This window comes from Lacticaseibacillus sp. 53-4 (assembly GCF_016861805.1).
Taxonomy (GTDB): Bacteria; Bacillota; Bacilli; order Lactobacillales; family Lactobacillaceae; genus Lacticaseibacillus.
In genome coordinates, this window is the sequence record NZ_BOLT01000012.1 from 26,151 (window position 1) to 45,425 (window position 19,275).

A 19,275-nucleotide genomic window follows, 5' to 3' on the forward strand; every position below is an offset into this window, starting at 1 on the left:
GCGCCATGGGACTCTCGGCGTCTTGCATAACTATGATATGATAACATATTTTCCCTGCCATCGCCGCAGTCCAGTCACTCACCCAAGCCGGTGCAGTCGCCGGTTGAAGCCCCACGCCGCGGCGACCAGCAGGAAGCCTGTGACCACAAAGATCCAGCTGATTGGAATCTGATCGGCCAGCGGGCCGTACCCCAGCATCGCAATGGGATAAATTCCCGTTGAGAGAATCTGCCACAGGGAAAACACGCGCCCCATCATCTGCGGTGCCACGGTTTCCTGAATGTAAATGGTCTGCGCGGCAGTCAGAATCGGGTAGAAAATGCCCGAGACAAACATGAAAAACAGGTATAGCCAAAATGGCTCCCGCAGGCCCATGGCCGCAAACGCCAGTCCAGAACCAGCCATCCCCAGCGCGATCACCCGAATTTTGTCAGGCAGGTGCTGGTGAAGCGCAATGTACAGCCCGCCGAGGCTCGCCCCGACCGTCCACGCCAACTCATTAAACGTCAGGTTCCACACGCCGTGGCCAAAGGTCCGGTTAACGTAAAGGGTCGACAGCTGAGAAGAAGGCGCGATTAGGACAAAGGCGACGACGGTGAACAACAGAAACGCTGTCAGCGCCGGCACCTGTTTAACGTAACGCAGCCCGCCGAGGATAGCATGTTGTTCCGGCGCCGCCGCAGCCACTTTTGCCACCCGGATCGTGGCCAGGGACAGGACTGCCAGCAGTGCAGTCCCGGCATCGACGATGAAAATCCAGATCATGCCCAAGTCGCTCAGAATATACCCGGCCAACAGCGGGGAGACCAGCAGCATGGCCGACTGAACGATTTGGTTGAGGCCGTTCATCCGGGTGACTTGGTCTTTAGGGACTAGCTGCGGCAACAAGGCATTAGCCGCCGGCGTCTGCAGGCCGTTGCCAACCGAGCGAATCGCTGAAATGGCCAGCAGCAACCACAGCTCGCGGCTGTGCGAAAGATACACCAATGCCAGCGCAAATGTCGCCGCCGACACGCCGCTGGCTGACCCCATGATCAGCCAGTTGCGCCGCCACCGGTCAGCCCACACACCGGCAAAGGGCGCCACCAGCAAGGCTGGCAAGGCCCCTGCAAGGGACGCATACGTCATCCAGGCCCCAGAGGACGTCACCAACGCAATGTGCCACAGAACGGCAAATACGACCGTTGAGGAGCCGAACACAAACAAGTTGGCGCTGAATAAGTAGGCTGCCGCACCGAATTGCCATTGTTGTGGGTGACCCATGTCGCCGCCTCCTTTAGATGCCCTCTATTTTGCCGTTCTTGTCCGCAAATTTCAAACGCACCACCTCACCGGCGCAACAAAGCCCCCGGCCACACCGGCCAGGGGCTTTGTTGAATCGATGACACAAAAAAATCATTTGAGATGGAGACACCGGTTGCCCGATGCTCTCAAGCTAGACTCGGCAAAGCCTGACGGCCTCAGGGCCAAAGCCCCTACCAAGATGGCAGCCAACATCGTAACGCTCCATCGATCAAATGATCAAAGTGAACCGGCCACAAGGGTCGCTTCGGTTTTAGATTTTTTGAATTGGTAAAGCGAAACGCTTAAACCAGTTCGATGATAACCATCTGTGCTGCGTCACCGCGGCGCTGATTGGTCTTCAAAGTGCGGGTGTAACCACCGTTGCGTTCTGCGTAGCGCGGGGCTACATCAGCAAACAACTTCTGCAAAGCGGATTGAACGACAACCGTGTCGCCGTCTTCCTTTACATCGGCGATCGTGTTCCGCAGGAAAGCAGCAGCCTGACGACGGGCGTGCAGGTCGCCGCGCTTGCCGAGCGTGATCATCTTGTCAACGGTAGAACGAATTTCCTTGGCGCGGGCTTCGGTCGTCGTGATGCGTTCCTTAACGATCAAGTCGGTGGTCAAGTCGCGCAGCAGCGCTTTACGCTGAGAACTGGTGCGCCCTAATTTCCGGTAGCTCATGGATTGGCCTCCTTTTAAGTATTAGTCTTCCTTACGCAGGCTTAAGCCGAGATCAGACAGCTTGTTTTTAACTTCTTCAAGCGACTTGCGGCCCAAGTTGCGGACCTTCATCATATCGGCTTCGGTCTTGTTGGTCAGCTCCTGAACCGTGTTGATTCCAGCACGCTTCAAGCAGTTGTAGGAACGAACGGACAAGTCGAGCTCTTCGATGGTCATCTCGAGCATCTTTTCCTTGTGGGTTTCTTCCTTTTCGACCATGATCTCCGCATTCTTCGCCGAATCGGTGAGATTGACGAAAATGTCGAGGTGTTCCGTCAGAATCTTCGCGGCCAAGCTGATTGCTTCGCGCGGGGAGATCGAGCCGTTGGTCCAGACGTCCAGCGTCAACTTGTCGAAGTCATTACGCCGGCCGACACGAGTGCTTTCGACCTGATAATTGACCCGACTGATCGGGGTAAAAATCGAGTCGATCGGCAGCACGCCAATCGGCATGTTTTCGGTCTTGTTCTGATCCGCAGCCACGTAACCACGACCGGTGCGAACGGTCATGCGAACATGGAAGTGGCCCCCTTCAGCAACAGTGCAAATGTACTGTTCGGGGTTCAATACCTCAACATCAGCATCAGTGACGATATCGGCGGCGGTCACAGTGGCCGGGCCATCAACATCGATCTCGACGGTCTTATCTTCATCCGAATGCATCTTCAAAGCGAGCTTCTTGATGTTCAGGATGATCTGGGTTACGTCTTCAAGCACCCCATCGATCGTGCTGAATTCATGCAGCACGCCATCGATTTGGATGTTGGAAACCGCCGCACCCGGCAAGGAAGAAAGCAGGATCCGCCGAAGCGAATTGCCCAATGTGGTCCCGTAGCCGCGTTCGAGCGGTTCAACCACAAACTTACCGTAGTTGGTGCTTTCGTCAACCTTGGTGATGTTCGGCTTTTCAAATTCGATCATCTAGTCTGTACCCCTTTCAAAACGAGAAGTGAACGTTGCCCAAACTTGAAATGGTGGGGTAACAATTACACACGACGACGCTTTGGAGGACGAGAACCGTTATGCGGCACTGGGGTCACGTCGCGGATCGCGGTCACTTCAAGACCAGTTGCTTGAAGGGAACGGATCGCAGCTTCACGGCCGGAACCTGGGCCTTTAACAGCAACTTCAACAGACTTCATGCCGTGCTCCATGGATTCCTTTGCAGCGGCTTCAGCGGCCATCTGCGCAGCATAAGGCGTGGACTTACGAGAACCCTTGAATCCAAGGACCCCTGCAGAGGACCAGGCAATCGCGTTACCGCGAGGGTCGGTGATCATGACCAACGTGTTGTTGAACGTGGAATGAATGTGCGCAACGCCGGCTTCAACGTTCTTACGAACACGGCGCTTGCGAGTGGTTTTTCTAACTGCCATCGAATGCTAACCTCCTTTATGCTTTCTTCTTACCGGCAATGGAAACTTTCTTCCCCTTGCGAGTACGTGCGTTGTTCTTCGTGTTCTGACCACGAACGGGCAGGCCACGGCGGTGACGCATGCCACGGTATGAACCGATTTCCTGAAGCCGCTTGATGTTCAGGCTGACTTCACGGCGCAGATCGCCTTCAACTTTAACGTTGTCGACGGCTGCACGGATCTTGTCCTCCTGGTCAGGGGTCAGGTCTTCTTCGCGGACGTTCTCAGGAACGCCGGCTTCTTTCAGGATCTTCTTGGCGGTCGTGTTGCCGATCCCAAAAATGTAGGTCAGCGCGATGACGATTTGCTTGCCGCGGGGCAAGTCAACACCTGCGATACGAGCCATATGATGACACCTCCTAATTTAGTGAATTATGAACCTTGGCGTTGCTTGTGCTTTGGGTTAGCAGAGCAGATGATCATGACGCGGCCATGCCGACGGACGACCTTGCAGTGCTCGCACATCTTTTTAACAGATGGACGTACTTTCATGATTGATTAGCCTCCTCTTGGAAAAACGCAGCGAGAACTGCGCTCTGGTCTGGCAATACGCGCAGCCGGCAGAACCGGCTGAACGCTTTACTTGAAACGGTACGTGATCCGGCCCTTGGTCAGATCGTATGGAGACAATTCAACGGTCACCTTGTCGCCTGGCAAGATGCGGATGTAGTGCATCCGAATCTTCCCGGAGACATGGGCAAGAATCGTTGCCCCGTTTTCAAGTTCGACTTTGAACATCGCGTTCGGTAACGTATCGACCACGGTGCCCTGGATCTCGATCACATCGTCTTTTGCCACGAAATAAATTCCTCCTAATTGTCTGGATCACACGCGAAAACGCGGTGAGGGCAAGCCCTCAGCGCATACCGCGACATTGTATCATAAATCGACCCGTTTGAAAACAGTCAGGCCGTGGCTGCAGGCTAGTTGAGTTTTTTCAAGACCGCTTGGATGTCAGCGAACACCAGGTCGATGTCCTGATCCCCGTTGACGGTGAAGAGCAAGTCGCGCTTTTGATAAAAATCAATCAGCGGCGTGTTCTCCTCGATGTTGACCTTCAGGCGATTCTTCACCGTTTCCGGCTTGTCGTCATCGCGCTGGAAGAACTCGTGGCCGCCGCAGCGGTCGCAAGTTCCCGGCACCTTGGTCGGGTTGTACAACTTGTGGTAAGTCGCTCCGCAGTTGCTGCAGATGTAACGGCCAGACAGCCGCTCCACCAGCACTGCTGGTTCAACGTCGATGTTGATCACGGCGTCAAGCGGCTTACTTAAGTCCTGGGTGATGGTTTCAAGCGCTTCGGCCTGAGCCAGCGTGCGCGGAAACCCATCAAGCATGAAGCCCTGATCGGTATCCTTTTGCGCAAGCCGCTCCTTGACCATGCCTTCAACGACCGAATCTGGAACCAGCTGACCTTGATCAATAAACCCCTTGGCCTGCTTGCCCATCTCCGTGCCGTTTGCCATCGCTTCGCGGAACATGTCCCCGGTACTGATGTGGGCGACGGGATACGCATCTTCGATCCGCTCCGCCTGCGTGCCCTTACCAGCGCCTGGCAGTCCCATTAAAATGAGATTCATGGTTTCCTCCTAATTCTTCACGAGGTCGTCGCGGATAAACCCGACGTACTCGCGCTTCATCAGTAACCCATCGAGCTGGCGGACCAGTTCGATCGCCGTCATGACGACAATCAGTAGGCTAGTTCCACCAAGGCCAATGCTTTGAGGCAAGCCCCAAAGGTTCGCTGCCAGCTGTGGCAGCAGGGCCACGAAGCCGAGGAACAACGCCCCGACCGTCGACAGCCGCATCAGCACGCGAGAAAGATACTTTTCAGTTTCCTTCCCGGGCCAAACGCCTGGGATATACGATCCTTGCTTGGTCAGATTCTCCTGCACTTTTTCCGGGTTAACCTGGACAAAAGCATAGAAGAACGTGAACAGGACGATCAGGATCGTATAAATGATGACGCCTGGCGTGCTTTGCATGTTGAAGACGTTGGTCATCGTGTCATACCAGCCTTGGCCTTGGAACCGTTTGGCGAAGGCCATCAGAATGGTTTGCGGCGTGATGATGAACGAACTGGCAAAAATGACAGGAATGACCCCAGCCACGTTGACCTTCAGCGGCAGGTAGCTTTCACTACCGGAAGCCGCCACCCGGCGCGTGTACTGAATCGGAATCTTGCGGTTGGCCTGCTGAACCCAGGTGACAAACGTCACGACCAGCAGGACCACAATGGCCAGTGCAACCAAGAACAAAATGCCCTGCCACCGATCAGCGGCGGCGTTGTTCGTGATGTTGTCCTTCCACAGGGAAGCCAGCCCACTTGGCAGGCGGGCAATGATACCGGCAAAGATGATCATTGAGACCCCATTACCGATCCCTTTGTCCGTAATCTGCTCACCCATCCAGGTCAGGAGCATGGTGCCCCCAGTCAGAATGATGCCGATGATCACGTAGGTGGTAATCGTCGGATTGGCGACCAGCCCCAGCGCGGAAAGCTGCTGGAACCCGGCCGTGATGCCGACTGCCTGGAAGAAGCCGAGGAAAATGGTCAGGTAACGGGTGACTTGGTTCAGCTTACGCCGGCCAACTTCCCCTTGCTTACCCCATTCCACGAACTTCGGCACAATATCGGTCTGCAACAGTTGAACCACAATTTGAGCCGTAATGTACGGAGAGACCCCCATTGAGAAGATCGAATAGTTGGCCAACCCGCCACCGGAAACGGTGTCGAGCAGGGAGATCAAGCCGGTCGATCCGACCTGCGTCAAGGCCTTAGCATTAACGCCAGGCACTGTGATCTGCGCCCCTAGTCGATAAACCAGCAAAACGCCCAAGGTAAAGAGGATCTTGTTGCGGATATCCTTGACCTTAAATGCGTTAACGAGGGTTTTCAGCATTAGATCACCTCAAGCGAACCGCCTGCTGCTTCGACTGCGCTCTTGGCAGTTTCGGAAGCCTTGTTAACTTTAACGGTCAGCTTCTTGTCCAGCTTTCCGTTACCCAACAGCTTAACGCCGTCTTTTTCGTTTTTAACTAAGCCGGTTTCGACCAACAGAGTTGGTGTTACTTCCGTGCCTTCGTCAAACCGGTTGAGGTCTTCAACGTTCACGATGGCAAAGACTTTGCGGTTGATGTTCTTGAAACCGCGTTTTGGCATCCGCCGGAACAGTGGCATCTGGCCACCTTCGAACCCGAGCCGGGTCTTGCCGCCCTGACGAGCCAATTGGCCCTTAGTCCCTTTGCCGGCCGTCTTACCCTGACCGCTAGAAGTCCCGCGGCCAACACGCTTCCGTGCTTGACGCGCACCGTCATTTGGCTTTAATTCGTGTAACTTCATTCGTGTGGCACCTCCTTTTTGCGAAATAGATTAATCCTTGACTTCTTCAACGGAAACCAAGTGGGAGATCTGGAAGATCGCACCGCGTGTTGCGTCGTTGTCAGGCTTCACGACTGAGCTGTTGACACGGCCCAGACCCAATTCCTTAACAATCTTGCGTTGCTTTGGCAACCGGTGAGCAGCACTGCGGGTCAATGTAATTTTTAATTGCGCCATGATGTGCCCTCCTAGTTTTGTTCTTGCAAGTGCGATACTGATACGCCGCGGAGTTCAGCCACTTCCTGAACGGTCTTGAGCTGAGTCAAGGCGTCCATCGTCGCGCGAATCATGTTGATTGGCGTGTTACGGCCAAGAGACTTGCTAGTCACGTCTGAGATCCCAGCGAGTTCCATAACGGCACGAACCGCGCCGCCGGCAGCAACCCCGGACCCTTCAACGGCCGGCTTAAGCAAAACTTCACCGGCGCCGAAGTGACCAATCGCTTCGTGAGGAATCGTGGTACCAACGATCGGCACTTCGATCAGATTCTTCTTGGCGTCGTCGACCGCTTTGCGGATCGCTTCTGGCACTTCCTGGGCCTTACCGGTCCCGAAGCCGACGTGGCCGTGCTTGTCGCCAACGATTGCAATACTTGCAAACCGACGACGACGACCACCTTTGACAACTTTGACAACTGGGTTGATCGATACGACGCGGTCTTCCAAGTCGAGTTGGTTTGGATCAATGTATGATGCCATGGATTGGTTTTCCTCCTTCTTTGTTAGAATTCAAGGCCGTTTTCGCGAGCCGCTTCAGCGAGCGCCTGCACGCGACCATGATAGAGGTAACCACCACGGTCAAAGACCACTACTTTGTGACCGGCGGCAACAGCGCGCTTAGCGACCAATTCGCCAACCTGCTTTGCCTGCTCGGTCTTGTTTGCGTCATCAGATACTTCTTTATCGAGAGTGGAGGCACTTGCTAGCGTCACACCCGCTACGTCATCAATTAATTGCGCGTAGATGTTTTTATTTGAACGGAAAATGTTCAAGCGTGGGCGCTCGCTCGTACCAGAAATCTTACCCCGGACGCGTGCGTGACGCCGTTGCCGGGTCTTGTTTTTATCTGGCTTGGAAATCACAATGTTCACTCCTTTGATTAGCTGCTTGAGGCGGTGATGGATCAGGCGCTCGCACAAAGCGGACGGCCTGATGACGCGGCCCCAGGCGCATAGACACGGGCGATAATCGCCCATACGTTATCAGTAAGACTACTTACCAGTCTTACCTTCCTTACGCCGGACGTATTCGTCGACATAACGGATCCCCTTACCTTTGTAAGGTTCAGGCGAACGAACCGCACGGATCTCGGCGGCCCATTGGCCAACGACCTGCTTAGAGATCCCAGAAACCGTGATCTCCGTGTTGCTTGGCACGTCGAAGTCGATTCCTGCTGGTGGGGTCATCTCAACTGGGTGAGAGTAACCGACGTTCAGGATCAGCTTGTTGCCTTGCTTTTGTGCACGGTAGCCGACCCCGACCAGCTTCATGTTTTTCTTGAAGCCGTCGGTGACACCCACGATCATGTTGTTCAGGTTGGCGCGGGTCGTCCCGTGCAGCGCCTTGAACGAATCGTCGGGACGGTCGAACTTGATCTCGTTGCCGTCTTGCGTCATGGAAATTTCTGGGGCGAAGTGGCGAGTCATCTCACCCTTCGGGCCCTTCACGGTGATGTTTTCGCCGTCGACGGTGACTGTAACGCCAGCCGGCACGGTGATTGCTTTATAACCAATACGACTCACTTGGAGGCACCTCCTTTTAAAGTTTTATCTTACCAAACGTAGGCGAGTACTTCGCCGCCAACGTTCTTCGCGCGCGCTTCCTTGTCGGTGATCACACCTTCAGGAGTGGAGAGGATGGCGATGCCCAGGCCGTTTAGGACCTTCGGCACAGCGTCAGCCTTCACGTAGGAGCGCAGGCCAGGCTTAGAGATGCGCTTCAAGCCGGAAATGACGCGTTCGTTGTTCTTCCCGTACTTCAGGAAAACACGAATAACGCCTTGCTTGTCATCCTCGATCACTTCGTAATCACGGATGAAGCCTTCTTGCTTGAGGATCTCGGAAATGTTGATTTTCATCTTTGATGCAGGTACGATCAGCGATTCGTGGCGCACCATGTTGGCGTTGCGAATGCGGGTCAAGTAATCTGCGATTGGATCGGTCAAGACCATTGATTTAACCTCCTTTGACTGGGTTTCGGTTTACCAGCTAGCTTTGCGCATACCAGGAATTTGACCGGCATGAGCTAATTCACGAAGGCAAATCCGGCAGAGTTTGAACTTACGGTAAACAGAGTGCGGACGACCACAACGTTGGCAGCGTGTGTATTCTTGCACTGCGAACTTTGCAGGCCGGTTGTTTTTCACGATCATCGACTTCTTAGCCAAGTGTGACCCTCCTTTATTTAGCGAAAGGCATGCCGAGCTGCTTCAGCAGTTCGAGGCCTTCCTCGTCAGTATTTGCAGTCGTAACAATGACCACGTCAAGGCCGCGAACGCGGTTGACCTGATCGTAATCAATTTCAGGGAAGATCAATTGTTCCTTCAGGCCCAGGGTGTAATTGCCCCGGCCGTCGAAGGACTTAGGAGAGATCCCGTGGAAGTCACGAACACGTGGCAGGGAGACATTGATCAGCTTGTCCAGGAAGTCATACATACGCTCGCCGCGCAGGGTGACCTTGGCACCGATCGACATGCCTTCACGCAGGCGGAAGTTCGCGATGCTCTTCTTCGCCTTGGTGATCAGCGGCTGTTGCCCGGAGATCTGCGCCATTTCGGCAACGGCTTCGTCCATGAGCTTGGCGTTTTGTGTTGCATCGCCGACCCCCATGTTCAAAACGATCTTCTCAACATGCGGAGTCTGCATCGTGCTCTTGTAGTTGAACTTCTCTACCAAAGCCGGTGCGATCTCTTTGTTAAAACGTTCTTGTAAACGATTTGCCATCTGGGATTAGTCCTCCTTCCCGTCAGTTTTTGCAGGAGCAGCAGCAGTGGTCAGTTCCTTGCCAGATTTCTTGGCAATGCGTGACTTCTTGCCGTCCTTGATTTCAAAGCCAACGCGGGTCGGCTTATTCGTTTCTGGATCCAGCAGCATTACGTTAGAAACGGCAATGGCTGCTTCCTTGTCCACGATCCCGCCTTGCGGGTTCGCGTTGTTAGGCTTTTGGTGTTTCTTGATCATGTTGACGCCTTCGACGATGACCTTGTCTGCCTTAAGCAGCACCTTGGTTACCGTACCTTCTTTACCAGCGTCTTTACCACGCATGACCCGAACTTTATCACCAGTCTTGATTTTCATGTCGCACCTCCTATTTGGTCAGAATGATTAAAGGACTTCAGGCGCTAAGGAAACGATCTTCATGAAATCGCCGTCACGCAGTTCGCGTGCGACTGGTCCAAAGATACGAGTCCCCCGTGGGCTCTTGTCCGCGTTGATGATGACCGCGGCGTTTTCGTCGAACTTGATGTACGATCCATCAGTACGGCGGGCACCCGACTTGGTGCGCACGATGACGGCCTTGACCACATCGTGGAGCTTGACAACGCCACCTGGTGTAGCCTGTTTTACAGTTGCCACAACGACGTCGCCGATGTTCCCAGTCTTACGGTATGAACCGCCAAGCACTTTGATCACCAGCAACTCGCGGGCACCAGAGTTGTCAGCGACTTTAAGACGACTTTCTTGTTGAATCACGGGTTGGTCCTCCTTTCAAACGTATTTAAATTAAATACGAACTGCCTTTTCGACCACGTTCAATAAACGGAAACGCTTGTTGCGAGACATCGGACGAGTTTCCATGATCTGAACCAGATCGCCGACTTTTGCGACATTTTCTTCATCGTGTGCATAGTACTTCTTCGAGTACTTCACACGCTTGCCGTATACCGGGTGCGTCTTCGTCGTGTTGACTTGGACGGTGATCGTCTTGTCCATTTTGTCAGAAACAACACGGCCTTGATAAACTTTACGAGAATTACGTTCTGCCAAGGTGATAGTCTCCTTTCCGTTTATTTCTTCAGTGATTGCTGACGCAGGACCGTTTTGATCCGCGCAATGTTCTTGCGCACTTGCTTCAGCCGAGCAGTGTTCTCCATTTGGCCAGTCGCCTGCTGAAAGCGCAGGTTGAACAGCTCTTCTTTATACTGCTTTTCTTTGTCGAGCATTTCCTCTGTGGTTAATGCAGCGATCTCTTTAGCCTTCATTAGATTGCTCAGCTCCTTCCGAACGAGAAATGATCTTGGTACGGATTGGAAGCTTGTTGGAAGCGAGGCGGAGAGCTTCTTTGGCAACGGCCTCAGGCACGCCACCGACTTCAAACATCACTTTTTCGCGCTTTACGACTGCAACCCAGCCGGATGGCGCGCCTTTCCCGTTACCCATACGAACCCCAACACCTTTAGAAGTGTAGGACTTCTGAGGGAAGATCTTGATCCAAACTTTCCCGCCACGCTTCATGTAACGGGTCATTGCAACACGGGCAGCTTCGATCTGACGGTTAGAAATCCAGTGGGATTCCAGTGCCTGCAGGCCGTAATCGCCAAAGTCGACGTTCTTGCCGCCCTTAGCTGCGCCACGCATCTTGCCGCGAAATTCGCGACGGTGCTTCACACGCTTAGGTACTAACATGGGTTACTTTCCTCCCTTCGCAGCTGGCCGGTTTGGCTTATCCGGCAAAATCTCACCGCGGTAGATCCAGGTCTTGATCCCGATCTGGCCGTAGGTGGTGCGAGCTTCTTCCCAGGCGTAGTCAATGTCTGCGCGCAGGGTGTGCAGCGGCACAGTGCCTTCAGCGTAGTGTTCGCGCCGGGCAATATCCGCACCGTTCAACCGACCAGCAGCTTGCGTCTTGATGCCCTTGGCACCGGCACGCATGGTGCGCTGCATCGCCTGCTTCATCGCGCGACGGAAAGCCACACGCTGTTCAAGCTGAGCGGCGATGCTTTCGCCAACCAGCTTGGCATCCAGGTCAGGCTTTTTGATCTCGACGATGTTGATGTGAACCTTACGACCGGTGAGGTCATTGAGCTGCTTACGCAGGCTCTCGACCTGAGCGCCGCCCTTGCCGATAACCATACCCGGCTTTGCGGTGTGAATCGAAATGTTCACGCGGTTTGCGGCCCGTTCGATCTCAATGGTCGAAACAGAGGCGTCCGCAAGCTTTTTGTTGATGAAGTTTCGGATCTTGATGTCTTCGTGCAGGTAAGTGGCGAAGTCTTTTTCGGCATACCACTTGGATTCCCAATCACGGATGACGCCAACTCGGAAACCGATTGGATTAATTTTCTGACCCACGCTTAACCCTCCTTTGTGGCTTTCTCAGCAACGGTCACAGTGATGTGACTCGTACGCTTGTTGATTGGTGATGCTGAACCCTTTGCCCGCGGACGGAACCGCTTCAAGGTCGGGCCTTCGTTAACGAAGGCTTCCTTGACGTAAAGGTTCTGGGCATCAAGGTCAAAGTTGTGTTCTGCGTTCGCGATGGCGGACTTCAGAACCTTGGAAATAATTGGAGAGCCCGCGCGCGGCGTGAAGTCCAAAATGGCAATAGCTTCCGCGACGTCGCGGCCGCGGATCAGATCGATCACTAGGCGCGCCTTGCGAGCCGCGATTCGAACTGTGTTAGCCGTCGCCGTAGCAGACGTGATTTCTTCAGCCATGAATCATGTGCTCCTTTCTTAGCGTGCCGCTGTTTTCTTGTCGTCCTTGGCGTGACCATGGAAGGTCCGTGTCGGAACGAACTCACCCAGCTTGTGACCGACCATATCTTCTGAAATGTAAACTGGGACGTGTTTGCGACCATCGTAAACGGCGATGGTGAACCCGATGAAACTCGGGAAAATGGTAGAACGACGAGACCAGGTCTTGATGACCGTCTTCTTGTCGTTATCCTGCTGCGCATCGATCTTTTTCATCAGATGTGCATCGGCGAACGGTCCTTTTTTAAGACTGCGACCCATTGTGTGACCTCCTTTATTCGGTGTAATTCAAAGTTAAAATTACTTGTTCTTACGGTGACGCACGATGAACTTCTCGGACTTAGCCTTGTGATCACGCGTCTTCTTACCCAAGGTCTTCTTGCCCCATGGGGAAAGAGGTGATGGGCGACCGATTGGTGCTTTACCTTCACCACCACCATGCGGGTGATCGTTAGGGTTCATAACTGACCCACGGACGGTTGAACGGAAGCCCAACCAGCGCTTGCGGCCAGCCTTACCAATGCTGATCAGTTCGTGCTGTTCGTTGCCCACGGCACCGATCGTGGCGCGGTTAACGGCGAGGATCATGCGCACTTCACCAGAGGCCAGGCGAACCGTGACGTACTTGCCGTCGTCGTTCTTACCCAGCAGCTGAGCGGAAGCACCGGCGGAACGAGCCAATTGGCCGCCCTTGCCAGGTTTGAGTTCAACGTTGTGGATCGTGGTCCCATCAGGAATGTTCTTCAGCGGCATTGCGTTGCCCGGCTTGATGTCGGCAGTCTCGCTGGAGACGATCTTGTCGCCAACCTTCAGACCCTTCGGCGCGAGGATGTAGGACTTAACCCCATCTTCGTAGTGAAGCAGTGCAATGTTTGCGGTCCGATTCGGGTCGTATTCGATCGCCTTAACGGTCGCGACCACGTCGTCCTTGTTCCGCTTGAAGTCGATTGTCCGGTAATACTGCTTGTGGCCGCCGCCGCGATGACGCACGGTGATGTGACCTTGAGCATTACGCCCAGCAGTGTGGCTCTGACTTTCAAGCAGCGTCTTTTCCGGCTTGGTCTTGGTGATCTCGGCAAAGTCTGAACCAGACATGTTCCGCCGGCCGTTTGACGTTGGTTTGTATTTAATGATGCCCACGCTTGTTTCCTCCTATCTAAAAGTTTTTAGTCTTCAAAAATCTTGATGTCTTTAGAATCAGCGGTCAAGGTCACAACAGCCTTGCGGCGCTTGCGCGTATAACCCACAAAGTTCCCTTGGCGCTTCTTTTTACCGCGTACGTTCGCGATGTTGACCTTGGCGACTTGCACATCGAAGATTTCTTCAACGGCACGACGCACAGCAGTTTTCTCGGCGTCACGAGCAACTTCGAAGGTGTACTTCTTGTTGTCCATGTCGGCCATGGTCTGCTCGGTCACGATCGGGCGCAGGATGATGTCGCGTGCTTCAGCCATTATGCCAGCACCTCCTCAATCTTTTGCAGTGCAGATTGGGTCAGGATCAGTTTGTTGTAGTCTACAACATCCAATACGTTGATCCCGTCTGCGGCGATCGTCTTGACGTTTGGCAGGTTGCGTGCAGCCAGGGCCGCATTGTCATTGCCATCTTCAAGAACGACCAGGGCTTTTTCATTGACCTTCAAAGCTGCCAAAGCAGCCGCGAAGTCCTTGGTCTTGGGCTGGTCAAAAGCCAGGCCATCGACCACGATCAGGTCCTTGTCAGCAAGCTTCTGCGCAAGCACAGACTTGATTGCCAACCGAGAAACCTTCTTGTTGATCCGGTAGCTGTATGAACGTGGGGTCGGTCCGAAGACAATCCCACCGCCACGCCACTGCGGACTGCGGATCGAGCCCTGACGAGCCCGGCCAGTCCCTTTTTGGCGCCACGGCTTCTTGCCGCCGCCGGAAACAGCGGAACGGTTCTTAACGGCGTGAGTACCTTGACGAAGGGAAGCGCGTTGCATCAGCACTGCGTCAAACACGGCGTTTTCGTTCGGTTCGATAGCCCAGATCGTGTCGTTAAGATCAACGGTGCCGTTTTCTGTGCCGTCTTGCTTGAATAAAGTAACGTTTGCCATTAGTTATGTCCTCCCTTCGGTTTATTTAGCCGCTGCTTTAACAGCGGAACGGATAGTCACGAACGACTTGTTGGCGCCTGGAACGTTGCCCTTGATGAGGATAACGTTGTGGTCCAAGTCAGCCGAAACGACGGTCAGGTTCTGCATGGTGCGGGTGTGATTACCCATCCGGCCAGGCAGCTTCTTACCCTTGAACACCTTGTTAATGATGGCGCCAAGAGAACCGGGACGACGGTGGTAACGAGAGCCATGGGCCATTGGGCCGCGGCTTTGGCCGTCCTTCTTAATGTTCCCCTGGAAACCGTGTCCTTTGGAGATGCCGGTGACGTCCACGATGTCGCCAGCTGCAAATTCATCGGCCTTGATCTCCTTGCCGACTTCGTAATCGCTAAGCGCTACATCACGGATTTCCTTAATGAAGCGCTTAGGGGTCGTGTCTGCCTTCTTGGCGTGACCGACGCTTGGCTTGTTGCTAAGTACTTCACGCTTGTCACCGTAGCCCAGCTGAACTGCTTCGTAACCGTCAGATTCAACGGTCTTGACTTGCAAGACAACGTTAGGCGTTACATCGATGACGGTCACGGGAACAAGTTCGCCGTTGTCCGTGAAGACTTGCGTCATGCCAATTTTCTTACCTAAGATTCCTTTACGTGCCATGGGTACACCTCCTAGTTCTTATAGATTATAGTTTGATTTCAATGTCGACGCCGCTTGGCAGGTCGAGCTTCATCAGTGCGTCCACAGTCTTCGGGGTCGGGTTAACGATATCGATCAAGCGCTTGTGTGTGCGCATTTCGAACTGTTCCCGAGAATCCTTGTACTTGTGGGGAGAACGAAGCACCGTGTAGATGGTCCGTTCTGTTGGCAGTGGGATCGGGCCTGAGATCGACGCACCTGTGCGCTTTGCGGTCTCAACGATCTTATCTGCTGATTGATCTAGAATCCGGTGTTCGTAAGCCTTGAGCCGGATCCGAATCTTTTGTTTTGCCATTGTGTAACCTCCTTCGTCTATTATCATTAGTAGACTAGCTCCGTGAAAATTTCCTTCATGCCCCCGTGGCAAAGCGGCCGGGCGTGTCGCAACCTCTCACATCCACGCTATCCTGACCCAACCATGGGCCAAAAGTGCACAGTCTGCCCTTAAGCAAACAGCACTCTTGATAGTATACAAAAAAGCCCCCGGTATAGCAAGGCTTTTCTGCGAATTGGTGAAACTTTTTCAGCGTGTAAAAGCGATGAGACCGGCCTTTATTCGGATCCATGACGAAACCTACACAATGGTTTTTCAGGTTGGCAGGTTGTCTTGACAGGATGCTTTCAGGTCCGTACAGTGAAGCTAATCATTTGCAGGAGGAAAAAATATGCCAAAAGCTTTACTGATCATTGATTATACAAATGACTTTGTCGCCCCGCAAGGTGCCCTGACTGCTGGTGCTCCGGCCCAAGCAATCGAAGGCCGCATCGCTGCCCTGGCCGAACAGTTTCGGGCGGCGGGTGATTTTGTTTACCTGCCGACCGACGTGCACGTTCCAGGTGACCCGTACCATCCGGAAACCAAGCTGTTCCCGCCGCATAACGTGCGCGGCACCTGGGGCCGGGAACTGTATGGCAGCTTGCAGCCGTGGTACCAGCAGCACCAAGGCGAACAAAACGTCACCCTCTTTGACAAAACGCGGTACTCCAGCTTTGCCGGCACGCCGCTGGACCTTTGGCTGCGTGAGCGGGCGGTTGACGAACTGCACCTCGTGGGGGTCTGCACCGACATCTGCGTGCTTCACACTGCTGTGGATGCTTACAACCTCAACTACCCCATTGTGGTCCATCAAGACGCCGTTGCCACCTTCGTTCCTGGCGGCCAGGCATGGGCACTGAATCACTTCAAAACGGCACTGAACGCCACGTTGGTGTAATCTAATCATCTTTATACTGAATACCGGAGCGGCCTTCAAGGCTGCTCCTTTTTGGTCAAAAAAAGAGCTGCCAGAACCTGGCAACTCTTCTTGCAGCGCGGTGATTAAGCCTCGCCACCGTTTTTCTTGATAATCTCAGCCTGGATCGACTTCGGCACAGCCGTGTAGTGATCGAAGGTCATGGTGAAGGTCCCACGACCCTGAGTCGCAGAACGCAGCGTCGTCGCGTAGCCGAACATTTCAGCCAGTGGCACCATGGCATTGACCAGCTGGGCATTGCCGCGCTGCTCCATGCCTTCAACGCTGCCGCGGCGAGCGTTAATCTGGCCCATGATGTCCCCAAGGTATTCTTCAGGGGCAACGACTTCAACGTGCATGATCGGTTCGAGAATAACCGCACCGGCATCCTTTACCGCGTTGCGCAATGCAAGACTTGCGGCAACTTTAAATGCGGCTTCGGAAGAATCGACTTCATGGTAAGACCCATCATAGAGCTTGGCCTTGACGTCGATCAGTGGGTACCCGGCCAGGACCCCATTCTTCATGGCATCCTTCAAGCCAGCCTCAACAGCCGGGATGTATTCACGAGGCACGACCCCACCGACGATGGCATCTTCAAATTCGAAGCCTTTGCCTTCTTCGTTCGGGGTGAACTCGATCCAAACATCACCATACTGCCCTTTACCACCAGACTGGCGAACAAAACGCCCTTCAGCCTGAGCGGTCTTGGTGAAGGTTTCACGGTACGCGACTTGCGGCTCGCCGATCTTCGCGGCAACCTTAAATTCACGCTTCATCCGGTCAACCATGATGTCCAAGTGAAGCTCGCCCATGCCGGCGATCAGCGTTTCACCAGTTTCTGGGTTGGTCTCGGCCTTGAAGGTCGGGTCCTCTTCAGAAAGCTTTTGCAGCGCAACGTCCAGCTTGTCCTGATCTTCCTTAGAATCTGGCTCGATGGAAACCTGAATCACTGGTTCCGGCACTTCGAGGGATTCGAGGATCAGCGGGTGGTCAACAGAGGTCAACGAATCACCAGTAGTGGTGTTCTTCAACCCGATGGCCGCGGCAATATCACCAGAGAACACTTCCGGAATTTCTTCACGGTGGTTCGAGTGCATCTGCAGCAGACGGCCAACACGTTCACGGTTGTTCTTGGAAGCATTCAGCACATACGAGCCGGCTTCCAAAGTCCCACTGTAGACCCGGATGTAGGTCAGACGACCAACGAACGGGTCAGTCGCGATCTTAAACGCCAACGCCGCGAAATCCTTGTCATCGCCGGCGCGCAGTTCAACTGGCTCGCCGGTGTCGGGATCTTTCGCGTTGTAAGGCTTCACGTCCAGCGGTGATGGCAGGTAGTCAACAACCGCGTCCAGCAGCATCTGCACCCCTTTGTTCTTGAAGGCAGAGCCCGCAAGCACTGGGAAGAATTCCAGATTGATGGTGGCTTTACGGATGGCGGCTTTGATCTCATCATTTGAGATCTCTTCGCCTTCCAGGTACTTGTCCATGATGCCGTCGTCAACGTCAGCGACCGCTTCAATCAGGTCAGCACGAGCTTGTTCAGCCTCGTCCTTCATATCGTCTGGGATATCAACGACGTCCCATTCGGTCCCGAGTTCGTCTTCGTCGTACAAGTCGGCCTTCATTTCGATCAGGTCGATGATGCCCTTAAAGTTGTCTTCAGCGCCGATTGGCAGCTGAACCGCATGGGCGTTTGCCCCTAGGCGATCGTGCAGGGTCTGCACGGAGTACTTGAAGTCGGCACCAATCTTATCCATCTTGTTGACGAACACGATCCGCGGTACCGCATAGGTTGAAGCCTGACGCCAGACGTTTTCGGTCTGCGGCTCTACGCCGGACTGACCATCCAGAACGGTGATCGCACCGTCAAGGACACGCAGGGAACGTTCAACTTCCATCGTGAAGTCAACGTGTCCTGGGGTGTCGATGATGTTGATCCGGTTGTCCTTCCAGAACGCAGTCGTTGCCGCACTGGTAATGGTGATCCCACGCTCCTGCTCCTGCGCCATCCAGTCCATCTGTGAAGCCCCATCATGGGTTTCGCCGATCTTGTGGATCTTCCCGGTGTAGTACAGGATACGTTCGGTCGTGGTCGTCTTACCGGCGTCGATGTGGGCCATGATCCCGATGTTACGGGTCCGGTCCAGCGGAAATTCACGCTTGTTGGCCATGTGAAAAGTTAACTCCTCTCAATAATTGTAACTGTCTAATTTTAGAAAAATGCTGGATAAAAGAAGTGGCTACTATAGCCCAACGGATATAATAGCCAACCTTCTTACCAACGATAGTGAGCAAACGCACGGTTGGCGTCAGCCATTTTATGCGTATCTTCACGCTTCTTCACGGCCGCCCCGGTGTTGTTCGCGGCGTCCATGATCTCACGTGCCAAACGCTCGTCCATCGTGTGCTCACCGCGGGCGCGGGAGTACTGCACGATCCAGCGCAGACCCAAGGTCGTGCGCCGGTCCGGACGAACTTCGATCGGCACTTGATAGTTAGAACCGCCGATCCGGCGCGCCTTAACTTCAAGTACCGGCATAACATTCTTCATCGCTTCTTCAAAGACGTCGACTGGCTCGTTGCCAGTTTCCTTCTTGATGATGTCGAAGGCGTCGTACAGGATCGTCTGCGCCTTGCCGCGCTTCCCATCGACCATCAAGTGATTGATCAAGCGAGTGACCAGCTTAGAATTGTAAACTGGATCAGGTAAAACATCGCGTTTTGTAACATTGCCTTTACGTGGCATGCTGATTGCCTCCTCTTCCTAAAT

The 19,275-nt window shown here is 54.0% G+C and carries 33 protein-coding genes; 1 reads left to right on the plus strand and 32 read right to left on the minus strand.

Annotated elements, in window-relative coordinates; all coding sequences use genetic code 11:
* Positions 1 to 78: 78 nt before the first annotated feature.
* From JUF21_RS06330 to rpsJ, 30 genes are all read right to left on the minus strand, one after another.
* Positions 79 to 1,263, minus strand: a complete 1,185-nt coding sequence (locus JUF21_RS06330; protein ID WP_125757243.1) for an MFS transporter — start codon at positions 1,261 to 1,263, stop codon at positions 79 to 81.
* Positions 1,264 to 1,586: 323 nt separating this feature from the next.
* Positions 1,587 to 1,967, minus strand: a complete 381-nt coding sequence (gene rplQ / locus JUF21_RS06335; protein ID WP_125757241.1) for a 50S ribosomal protein L17 — start codon at positions 1,965 to 1,967, stop codon at positions 1,587 to 1,589.
* Positions 1,968 to 1,988: 21 nt separating this feature from the next.
* The gene (locus JUF21_RS06340) at positions 1,989 to 2,927 is read right to left on the minus strand and encodes a DNA-directed RNA polymerase subunit alpha (protein ID WP_056989965.1); all 939 of its coding nucleotides are present in this window, start codon (positions 2,925 to 2,927) and stop codon (positions 1,989 to 1,991) included.
* A 65-nt stretch (positions 2,928 to 2,992) separates the two neighbouring features.
* Complete coding sequence (gene rpsK, locus JUF21_RS06345; protein WP_054663879.1) at positions 2,993 to 3,382, minus strand: 30S ribosomal protein S11; 390 nt, start codon at positions 3,380 to 3,382, stop codon at positions 2,993 to 2,995.
* Between the two features lie 16 nt (positions 3,383 to 3,398).
* Complete coding sequence (gene rpsM, locus JUF21_RS06350) at positions 3,399 to 3,767, minus strand: 30S ribosomal protein S13 (protein WP_125757239.1); 369 nt, start codon at positions 3,765 to 3,767, stop codon at positions 3,399 to 3,401.
* 26 nt (positions 3,768 to 3,793) lie between these two features.
* Entirely contained in the window at positions 3,794 to 3,913 is a 120-nt protein-coding gene (gene rpmJ / locus JUF21_RS06355) for a 50S ribosomal protein L36 (RefSeq protein WP_082397753.1), read from the minus strand.
* A gap of 87 nt (positions 3,914 to 4,000) precedes the next feature.
* Positions 4,001 to 4,219, minus strand: coding sequence for a translation initiation factor IF-1 (infA, locus tag JUF21_RS06360; protein ID WP_054663875.1), 219 nt, complete (start codon positions 4,217 to 4,219; stop codon positions 4,001 to 4,003).
* Between the two features lie 125 nt (positions 4,220 to 4,344).
* Positions 4,345 to 4,998 carry an adenylate kinase gene (locus tag JUF21_RS06365; protein ID WP_203624703.1) on the minus strand — a complete coding sequence of 218 codons (654 nt, stop codon included), beginning with the start codon at positions 4,996 to 4,998 and terminating at the stop codon, positions 4,345 to 4,347.
* A 9-nt stretch (positions 4,999 to 5,007) separates the two neighbouring features.
* Positions 5,008 to 6,321, minus strand: a complete 1,314-nt coding sequence (gene secY / locus JUF21_RS06370; protein ID WP_203663589.1) for a preprotein translocase subunit SecY — start codon at positions 6,319 to 6,321, stop codon at positions 5,008 to 5,010.
* A complete protein-coding gene (gene rplO / locus JUF21_RS06375; RefSeq protein WP_125757233.1) occupies positions 6,321 to 6,761 on the minus strand; it encodes a 50S ribosomal protein L15 in 441 nt (146 codons plus the stop codon). The genes secY and rplO overlap by 1 nt, the downstream gene beginning before the upstream one ends.
* Before the next feature lie 30 nt (positions 6,762 to 6,791).
* Complete coding sequence (gene rpmD, locus JUF21_RS06380) at positions 6,792 to 6,977, minus strand: 50S ribosomal protein L30 (RefSeq protein ID WP_054663864.1); 186 nt, start codon at positions 6,975 to 6,977, stop codon at positions 6,792 to 6,794.
* A gap of 11 nt (positions 6,978 to 6,988) precedes the next feature.
* Positions 6,989 to 7,498 (minus strand): 30S ribosomal protein S5, encoded by a 510-nt coding sequence (rpsE, locus tag JUF21_RS06385; RefSeq protein ID WP_125757231.1) that lies wholly within the window; start codon positions 7,496 to 7,498, stop codon positions 6,989 to 6,991.
* 23 nt (positions 7,499 to 7,521) lie between these two features.
* Positions 7,522 to 7,881 carry a 50S ribosomal protein L18 gene (rplR, locus tag JUF21_RS06390; RefSeq protein ID WP_125584629.1) on the minus strand — a complete coding sequence of 120 codons (360 nt, stop codon included), beginning with the start codon at positions 7,879 to 7,881 and terminating at the stop codon, positions 7,522 to 7,524.
* Positions 7,882 to 8,010: 129 nt separating this feature from the next.
* On the minus strand, positions 8,011 to 8,541 hold the full coding sequence (gene rplF / locus JUF21_RS06395) for a 50S ribosomal protein L6 (protein WP_203624706.1): 531 nt from the start codon (positions 8,539 to 8,541) through the stop codon (positions 8,011 to 8,013).
* Between the two features lie 29 nt (positions 8,542 to 8,570).
* Positions 8,571 to 8,969 (minus strand): 30S ribosomal protein S8, encoded by a 399-nt coding sequence (rpsH, locus tag JUF21_RS06400; RefSeq protein ID WP_125757227.1) that lies wholly within the window; start codon positions 8,967 to 8,969, stop codon positions 8,571 to 8,573.
* Positions 8,970 to 8,999: 30 nt separating this feature from the next.
* Positions 9,000 to 9,185 (minus strand): type Z 30S ribosomal protein S14, encoded by a 186-nt coding sequence (locus JUF21_RS06405; protein ID WP_054717680.1) that lies wholly within the window; start codon positions 9,183 to 9,185, stop codon positions 9,000 to 9,002.
* Positions 9,186 to 9,198: 13 nt separating this feature from the next.
* Positions 9,199 to 9,741, minus strand: coding sequence for a 50S ribosomal protein L5 (rplE, locus tag JUF21_RS06410; protein ID WP_125757225.1), 543 nt, complete (start codon positions 9,739 to 9,741; stop codon positions 9,199 to 9,201).
* 6 nt (positions 9,742 to 9,747) lie between these two features.
* The gene (gene rplX / locus JUF21_RS06415; RefSeq protein WP_125757223.1) at positions 9,748 to 10,095 is read right to left on the minus strand and encodes a 50S ribosomal protein L24; all 348 of its coding nucleotides are present in this window, start codon (positions 10,093 to 10,095) and stop codon (positions 9,748 to 9,750) included.
* Between the two features lie 27 nt (positions 10,096 to 10,122).
* Positions 10,123 to 10,491, minus strand: a complete 369-nt coding sequence (gene rplN, locus JUF21_RS06420; protein WP_125757221.1) for a 50S ribosomal protein L14 — start codon at positions 10,489 to 10,491, stop codon at positions 10,123 to 10,125.
* Positions 10,492 to 10,521: 30 nt separating this feature from the next.
* Positions 10,522 to 10,785 carry a 30S ribosomal protein S17 gene (rpsQ, locus tag JUF21_RS06425; RefSeq protein ID WP_054663840.1) on the minus strand — a complete coding sequence of 88 codons (264 nt, stop codon included), beginning with the start codon at positions 10,783 to 10,785 and terminating at the stop codon, positions 10,522 to 10,524.
* A 20-nt stretch (positions 10,786 to 10,805) separates the two neighbouring features.
* Positions 10,806 to 11,000: a 50S ribosomal protein L29 gene (rpmC, locus tag JUF21_RS06430; RefSeq protein WP_054663838.1), complete on the minus strand. Its 195-nt coding sequence runs from the start codon at positions 10,998 to 11,000 to the stop codon at positions 10,806 to 10,808.
* A complete protein-coding gene (gene rplP / locus JUF21_RS06435; RefSeq protein ID WP_054663835.1) occupies positions 10,990 to 11,424 on the minus strand; it encodes a 50S ribosomal protein L16 in 435 nt (144 codons plus the stop codon). The genes rpmC and rplP overlap by 11 nt, the downstream gene beginning before the upstream one ends.
* A 3-nt stretch (positions 11,425 to 11,427) precedes the next feature.
* Positions 11,428 to 12,090 (minus strand): 30S ribosomal protein S3, encoded by a 663-nt coding sequence (gene rpsC, locus JUF21_RS06440; protein WP_125757219.1) that lies wholly within the window; start codon positions 12,088 to 12,090, stop codon positions 11,428 to 11,430.
* 2 nt (positions 12,091 to 12,092) lie between these two features.
* The gene (rplV, locus tag JUF21_RS06445; protein WP_054663830.1) at positions 12,093 to 12,455 is read right to left on the minus strand and encodes a 50S ribosomal protein L22; all 363 of its coding nucleotides are present in this window, start codon (positions 12,453 to 12,455) and stop codon (positions 12,093 to 12,095) included.
* Positions 12,456 to 12,473: 18 nt separating this feature from the next.
* Positions 12,474 to 12,755 (minus strand): 30S ribosomal protein S19, encoded by a 282-nt coding sequence (gene rpsS / locus JUF21_RS06450; RefSeq protein ID WP_125757217.1) that lies wholly within the window; start codon positions 12,753 to 12,755, stop codon positions 12,474 to 12,476.
* 39 nt (positions 12,756 to 12,794) lie between these two features.
* Positions 12,795 to 13,634 (minus strand): 50S ribosomal protein L2, encoded by an 840-nt coding sequence (rplB, locus tag JUF21_RS06455; RefSeq protein WP_125757215.1) that lies wholly within the window; start codon positions 13,632 to 13,634, stop codon positions 12,795 to 12,797.
* Between the two features lie 26 nt (positions 13,635 to 13,660).
* The gene (gene rplW, locus JUF21_RS06460) at positions 13,661 to 13,948 is read right to left on the minus strand and encodes a 50S ribosomal protein L23 (protein WP_056989969.1); all 288 of its coding nucleotides are present in this window, start codon (positions 13,946 to 13,948) and stop codon (positions 13,661 to 13,663) included.
* On the minus strand, positions 13,948 to 14,571 hold the full coding sequence (gene rplD, locus JUF21_RS06465) for a 50S ribosomal protein L4 (RefSeq protein ID WP_054663827.1): 624 nt from the start codon (positions 14,569 to 14,571) through the stop codon (positions 13,948 to 13,950). The genes rplW and rplD overlap by 1 nt, the downstream gene beginning before the upstream one ends.
* A 21-nt stretch (positions 14,572 to 14,592) precedes the next feature.
* Entirely contained in the window at positions 14,593 to 15,228 is a 636-nt protein-coding gene (rplC, locus tag JUF21_RS06470; protein WP_125757213.1) for a 50S ribosomal protein L3, read from the minus strand.
* Positions 15,229 to 15,253: 25 nt separating this feature from the next.
* Positions 15,254 to 15,562: a 30S ribosomal protein S10 gene (rpsJ, locus tag JUF21_RS06475; RefSeq protein WP_054663821.1), complete on the minus strand. Its 309-nt coding sequence runs from the start codon at positions 15,560 to 15,562 to the stop codon at positions 15,254 to 15,256.
* A 370-nt stretch (positions 15,563 to 15,932) separates the two neighbouring features.
* Here rpsJ and JUF21_RS06480 point away from each other — a divergent pair, with 370 nt between their 5' ends.
* Positions 15,933 to 16,481, plus strand: a complete 549-nt coding sequence (locus JUF21_RS06480; protein WP_203624707.1) for a cysteine hydrolase family protein — start codon at positions 15,933 to 15,935, stop codon at positions 16,479 to 16,481.
* Between the two features lie 104 nt (positions 16,482 to 16,585).
* Here the strand turns inward: JUF21_RS06480 and fusA are convergent, their stop codons facing one another.
* Both fusA and rpsG read right to left on the minus strand, forming a co-directional pair.
* A complete protein-coding gene (fusA, locus tag JUF21_RS06485) occupies positions 16,586 to 18,676 on the minus strand; it encodes an elongation factor G (protein ID WP_125757209.1) in 2,091 nt (696 codons plus the stop codon).
* A gap of 104 nt (positions 18,677 to 18,780) precedes the next feature.
* Positions 18,781 to 19,251, minus strand: a complete 471-nt coding sequence (rpsG, locus tag JUF21_RS06490; RefSeq protein WP_054663812.1) for a 30S ribosomal protein S7 — start codon at positions 19,249 to 19,251, stop codon at positions 18,781 to 18,783.
* Positions 19,252 to 19,275: the final 24 nt, after the last annotated feature.

What these genes read in the sequence shown, in the direction of transcription:
- JUF21_RS06330 (WP_125757243.1), bottom strand. Translation starts at nt 1,263, where the DNA reads ATGGGTCACCCACAACAATGGCAATTCGGTGCGGCAGCCTACTTATTC.
- rplQ (WP_125757241.1), bottom strand. Translation starts at nt 1,967, where the DNA reads ATGAGCTACCGGAAATTAGGGCGCACCAGTTCTCAGCGTAAAGCGCTG.
- JUF21_RS06340 (WP_056989965.1), bottom strand. Translation starts at nt 2,927, where the DNA reads ATGATCGAATTTGAAAAGCCGAACATCACCAAGGTTGACGAAAGCACC.
- rpsK (WP_054663879.1), bottom strand. Translation starts at nt 3,382, where the DNA reads ATGGCAGTTAGAAAAACCACTCGCAAGCGCCGTGTTCGTAAGAACGTT.
- rpsM (WP_125757239.1), bottom strand. Translation starts at nt 3,767, where the DNA reads ATGGCTCGTATCGCAGGTGTTGACTTGCCCCGCGGCAAGCAAATCGTC.
- rpmJ (WP_082397753.1), bottom strand. Translation starts at nt 3,913, where the DNA reads ATGAAAGTACGTCCATCTGTTAAAAAGATGTGCGAGCACTGCAAGGTC.
- JUF21_RS06365 (WP_203624703.1), bottom strand. Translation starts at nt 4,998, where the DNA reads ATGAATCTCATTTTAATGGGACTGCCAGGCGCTGGTAAGGGCACGCAG.
- secY (WP_203663589.1), bottom strand. Translation starts at nt 6,321, where the DNA reads ATGCTGAAAACCCTCGTTAACGCATTTAAGGTCAAGGATATCCGCAAC.
- rplO (WP_125757233.1), bottom strand. Translation starts at nt 6,761, where the DNA reads ATGAAGTTACACGAATTAAAGCCAAATGACGGTGCGCGTCAAGCACGG.
- rpmD (WP_054663864.1), bottom strand. Translation starts at nt 6,977, where the DNA reads ATGGCGCAATTAAAAATTACATTGACCCGCAGTGCTGCTCACCGGTTG.
- rpsE (WP_125757231.1), bottom strand. Translation starts at nt 7,498, where the DNA reads ATGGCATCATACATTGATCCAAACCAACTCGACTTGGAAGACCGCGTC.
- rpsH (WP_125757227.1), bottom strand. Translation starts at nt 8,969, where the DNA reads ATGGTCTTGACCGATCCAATCGCAGATTACTTGACCCGCATTCGCAAC.
- rplE (WP_125757225.1), bottom strand. Translation starts at nt 9,741, where the DNA reads ATGGCAAATCGTTTACAAGAACGTTTTAACAAAGAGATCGCACCGGCT.
- rplX (WP_125757223.1), bottom strand. Translation starts at nt 10,095, where the DNA reads ATGAAAATCAAGACTGGTGATAAAGTTCGGGTCATGCGTGGTAAAGAC.
- rpmC (WP_054663838.1), bottom strand. Translation starts at nt 11,000, where the DNA reads ATGAAGGCTAAAGAGATCGCTGCATTAACCACAGAGGAAATGCTCGAC.
- rplP (WP_054663835.1), bottom strand. Translation starts at nt 11,424, where the DNA reads ATGTTAGTACCTAAGCGTGTGAAGCACCGTCGCGAATTTCGCGGCAAG.
- rplV (WP_054663830.1), bottom strand. Translation starts at nt 12,455, where the DNA reads ATGGCTGAAGAAATCACGTCTGCTACGGCGACGGCTAACACAGTTCGA.
- rpsS (WP_125757217.1), bottom strand. Translation starts at nt 12,755, where the DNA reads ATGGGTCGCAGTCTTAAAAAAGGACCGTTCGCCGATGCACATCTGATG.
- rplW (WP_056989969.1), bottom strand. Translation starts at nt 13,948, where the DNA reads ATGGCTGAAGCACGCGACATCATCCTGCGCCCGATCGTGACCGAGCAG.
- rplD (WP_054663827.1), bottom strand. Translation starts at nt 14,571, where the DNA reads ATGGCAAACGTTACTTTATTCAAGCAAGACGGCACAGAAAACGGCACC.
- rplC (WP_125757213.1), bottom strand. Translation starts at nt 15,228, where the DNA reads ATGGCACGTAAAGGAATCTTAGGTAAGAAAATTGGCATGACGCAAGTC.
- rpsJ (WP_054663821.1), bottom strand. Translation starts at nt 15,562, where the DNA reads ATGGCAAAACAAAAGATTCGGATCCGGCTCAAGGCTTACGAACACCGG.
- JUF21_RS06480 (WP_203624707.1), top strand. Translation starts at nt 15,933, where the DNA reads ATGCCAAAAGCTTTACTGATCATTGATTATACAAATGACTTTGTCGCC.
- fusA (WP_125757209.1), bottom strand. Translation starts at nt 18,676, where the DNA reads ATGGCCAACAAGCGTGAATTTCCGCTGGACCGGACCCGTAACATCGGG.
- rpsG (WP_054663812.1), bottom strand. Translation starts at nt 19,251, where the DNA reads ATGCCACGTAAAGGCAATGTTACAAAACGCGATGTTTTACCTGATCCA.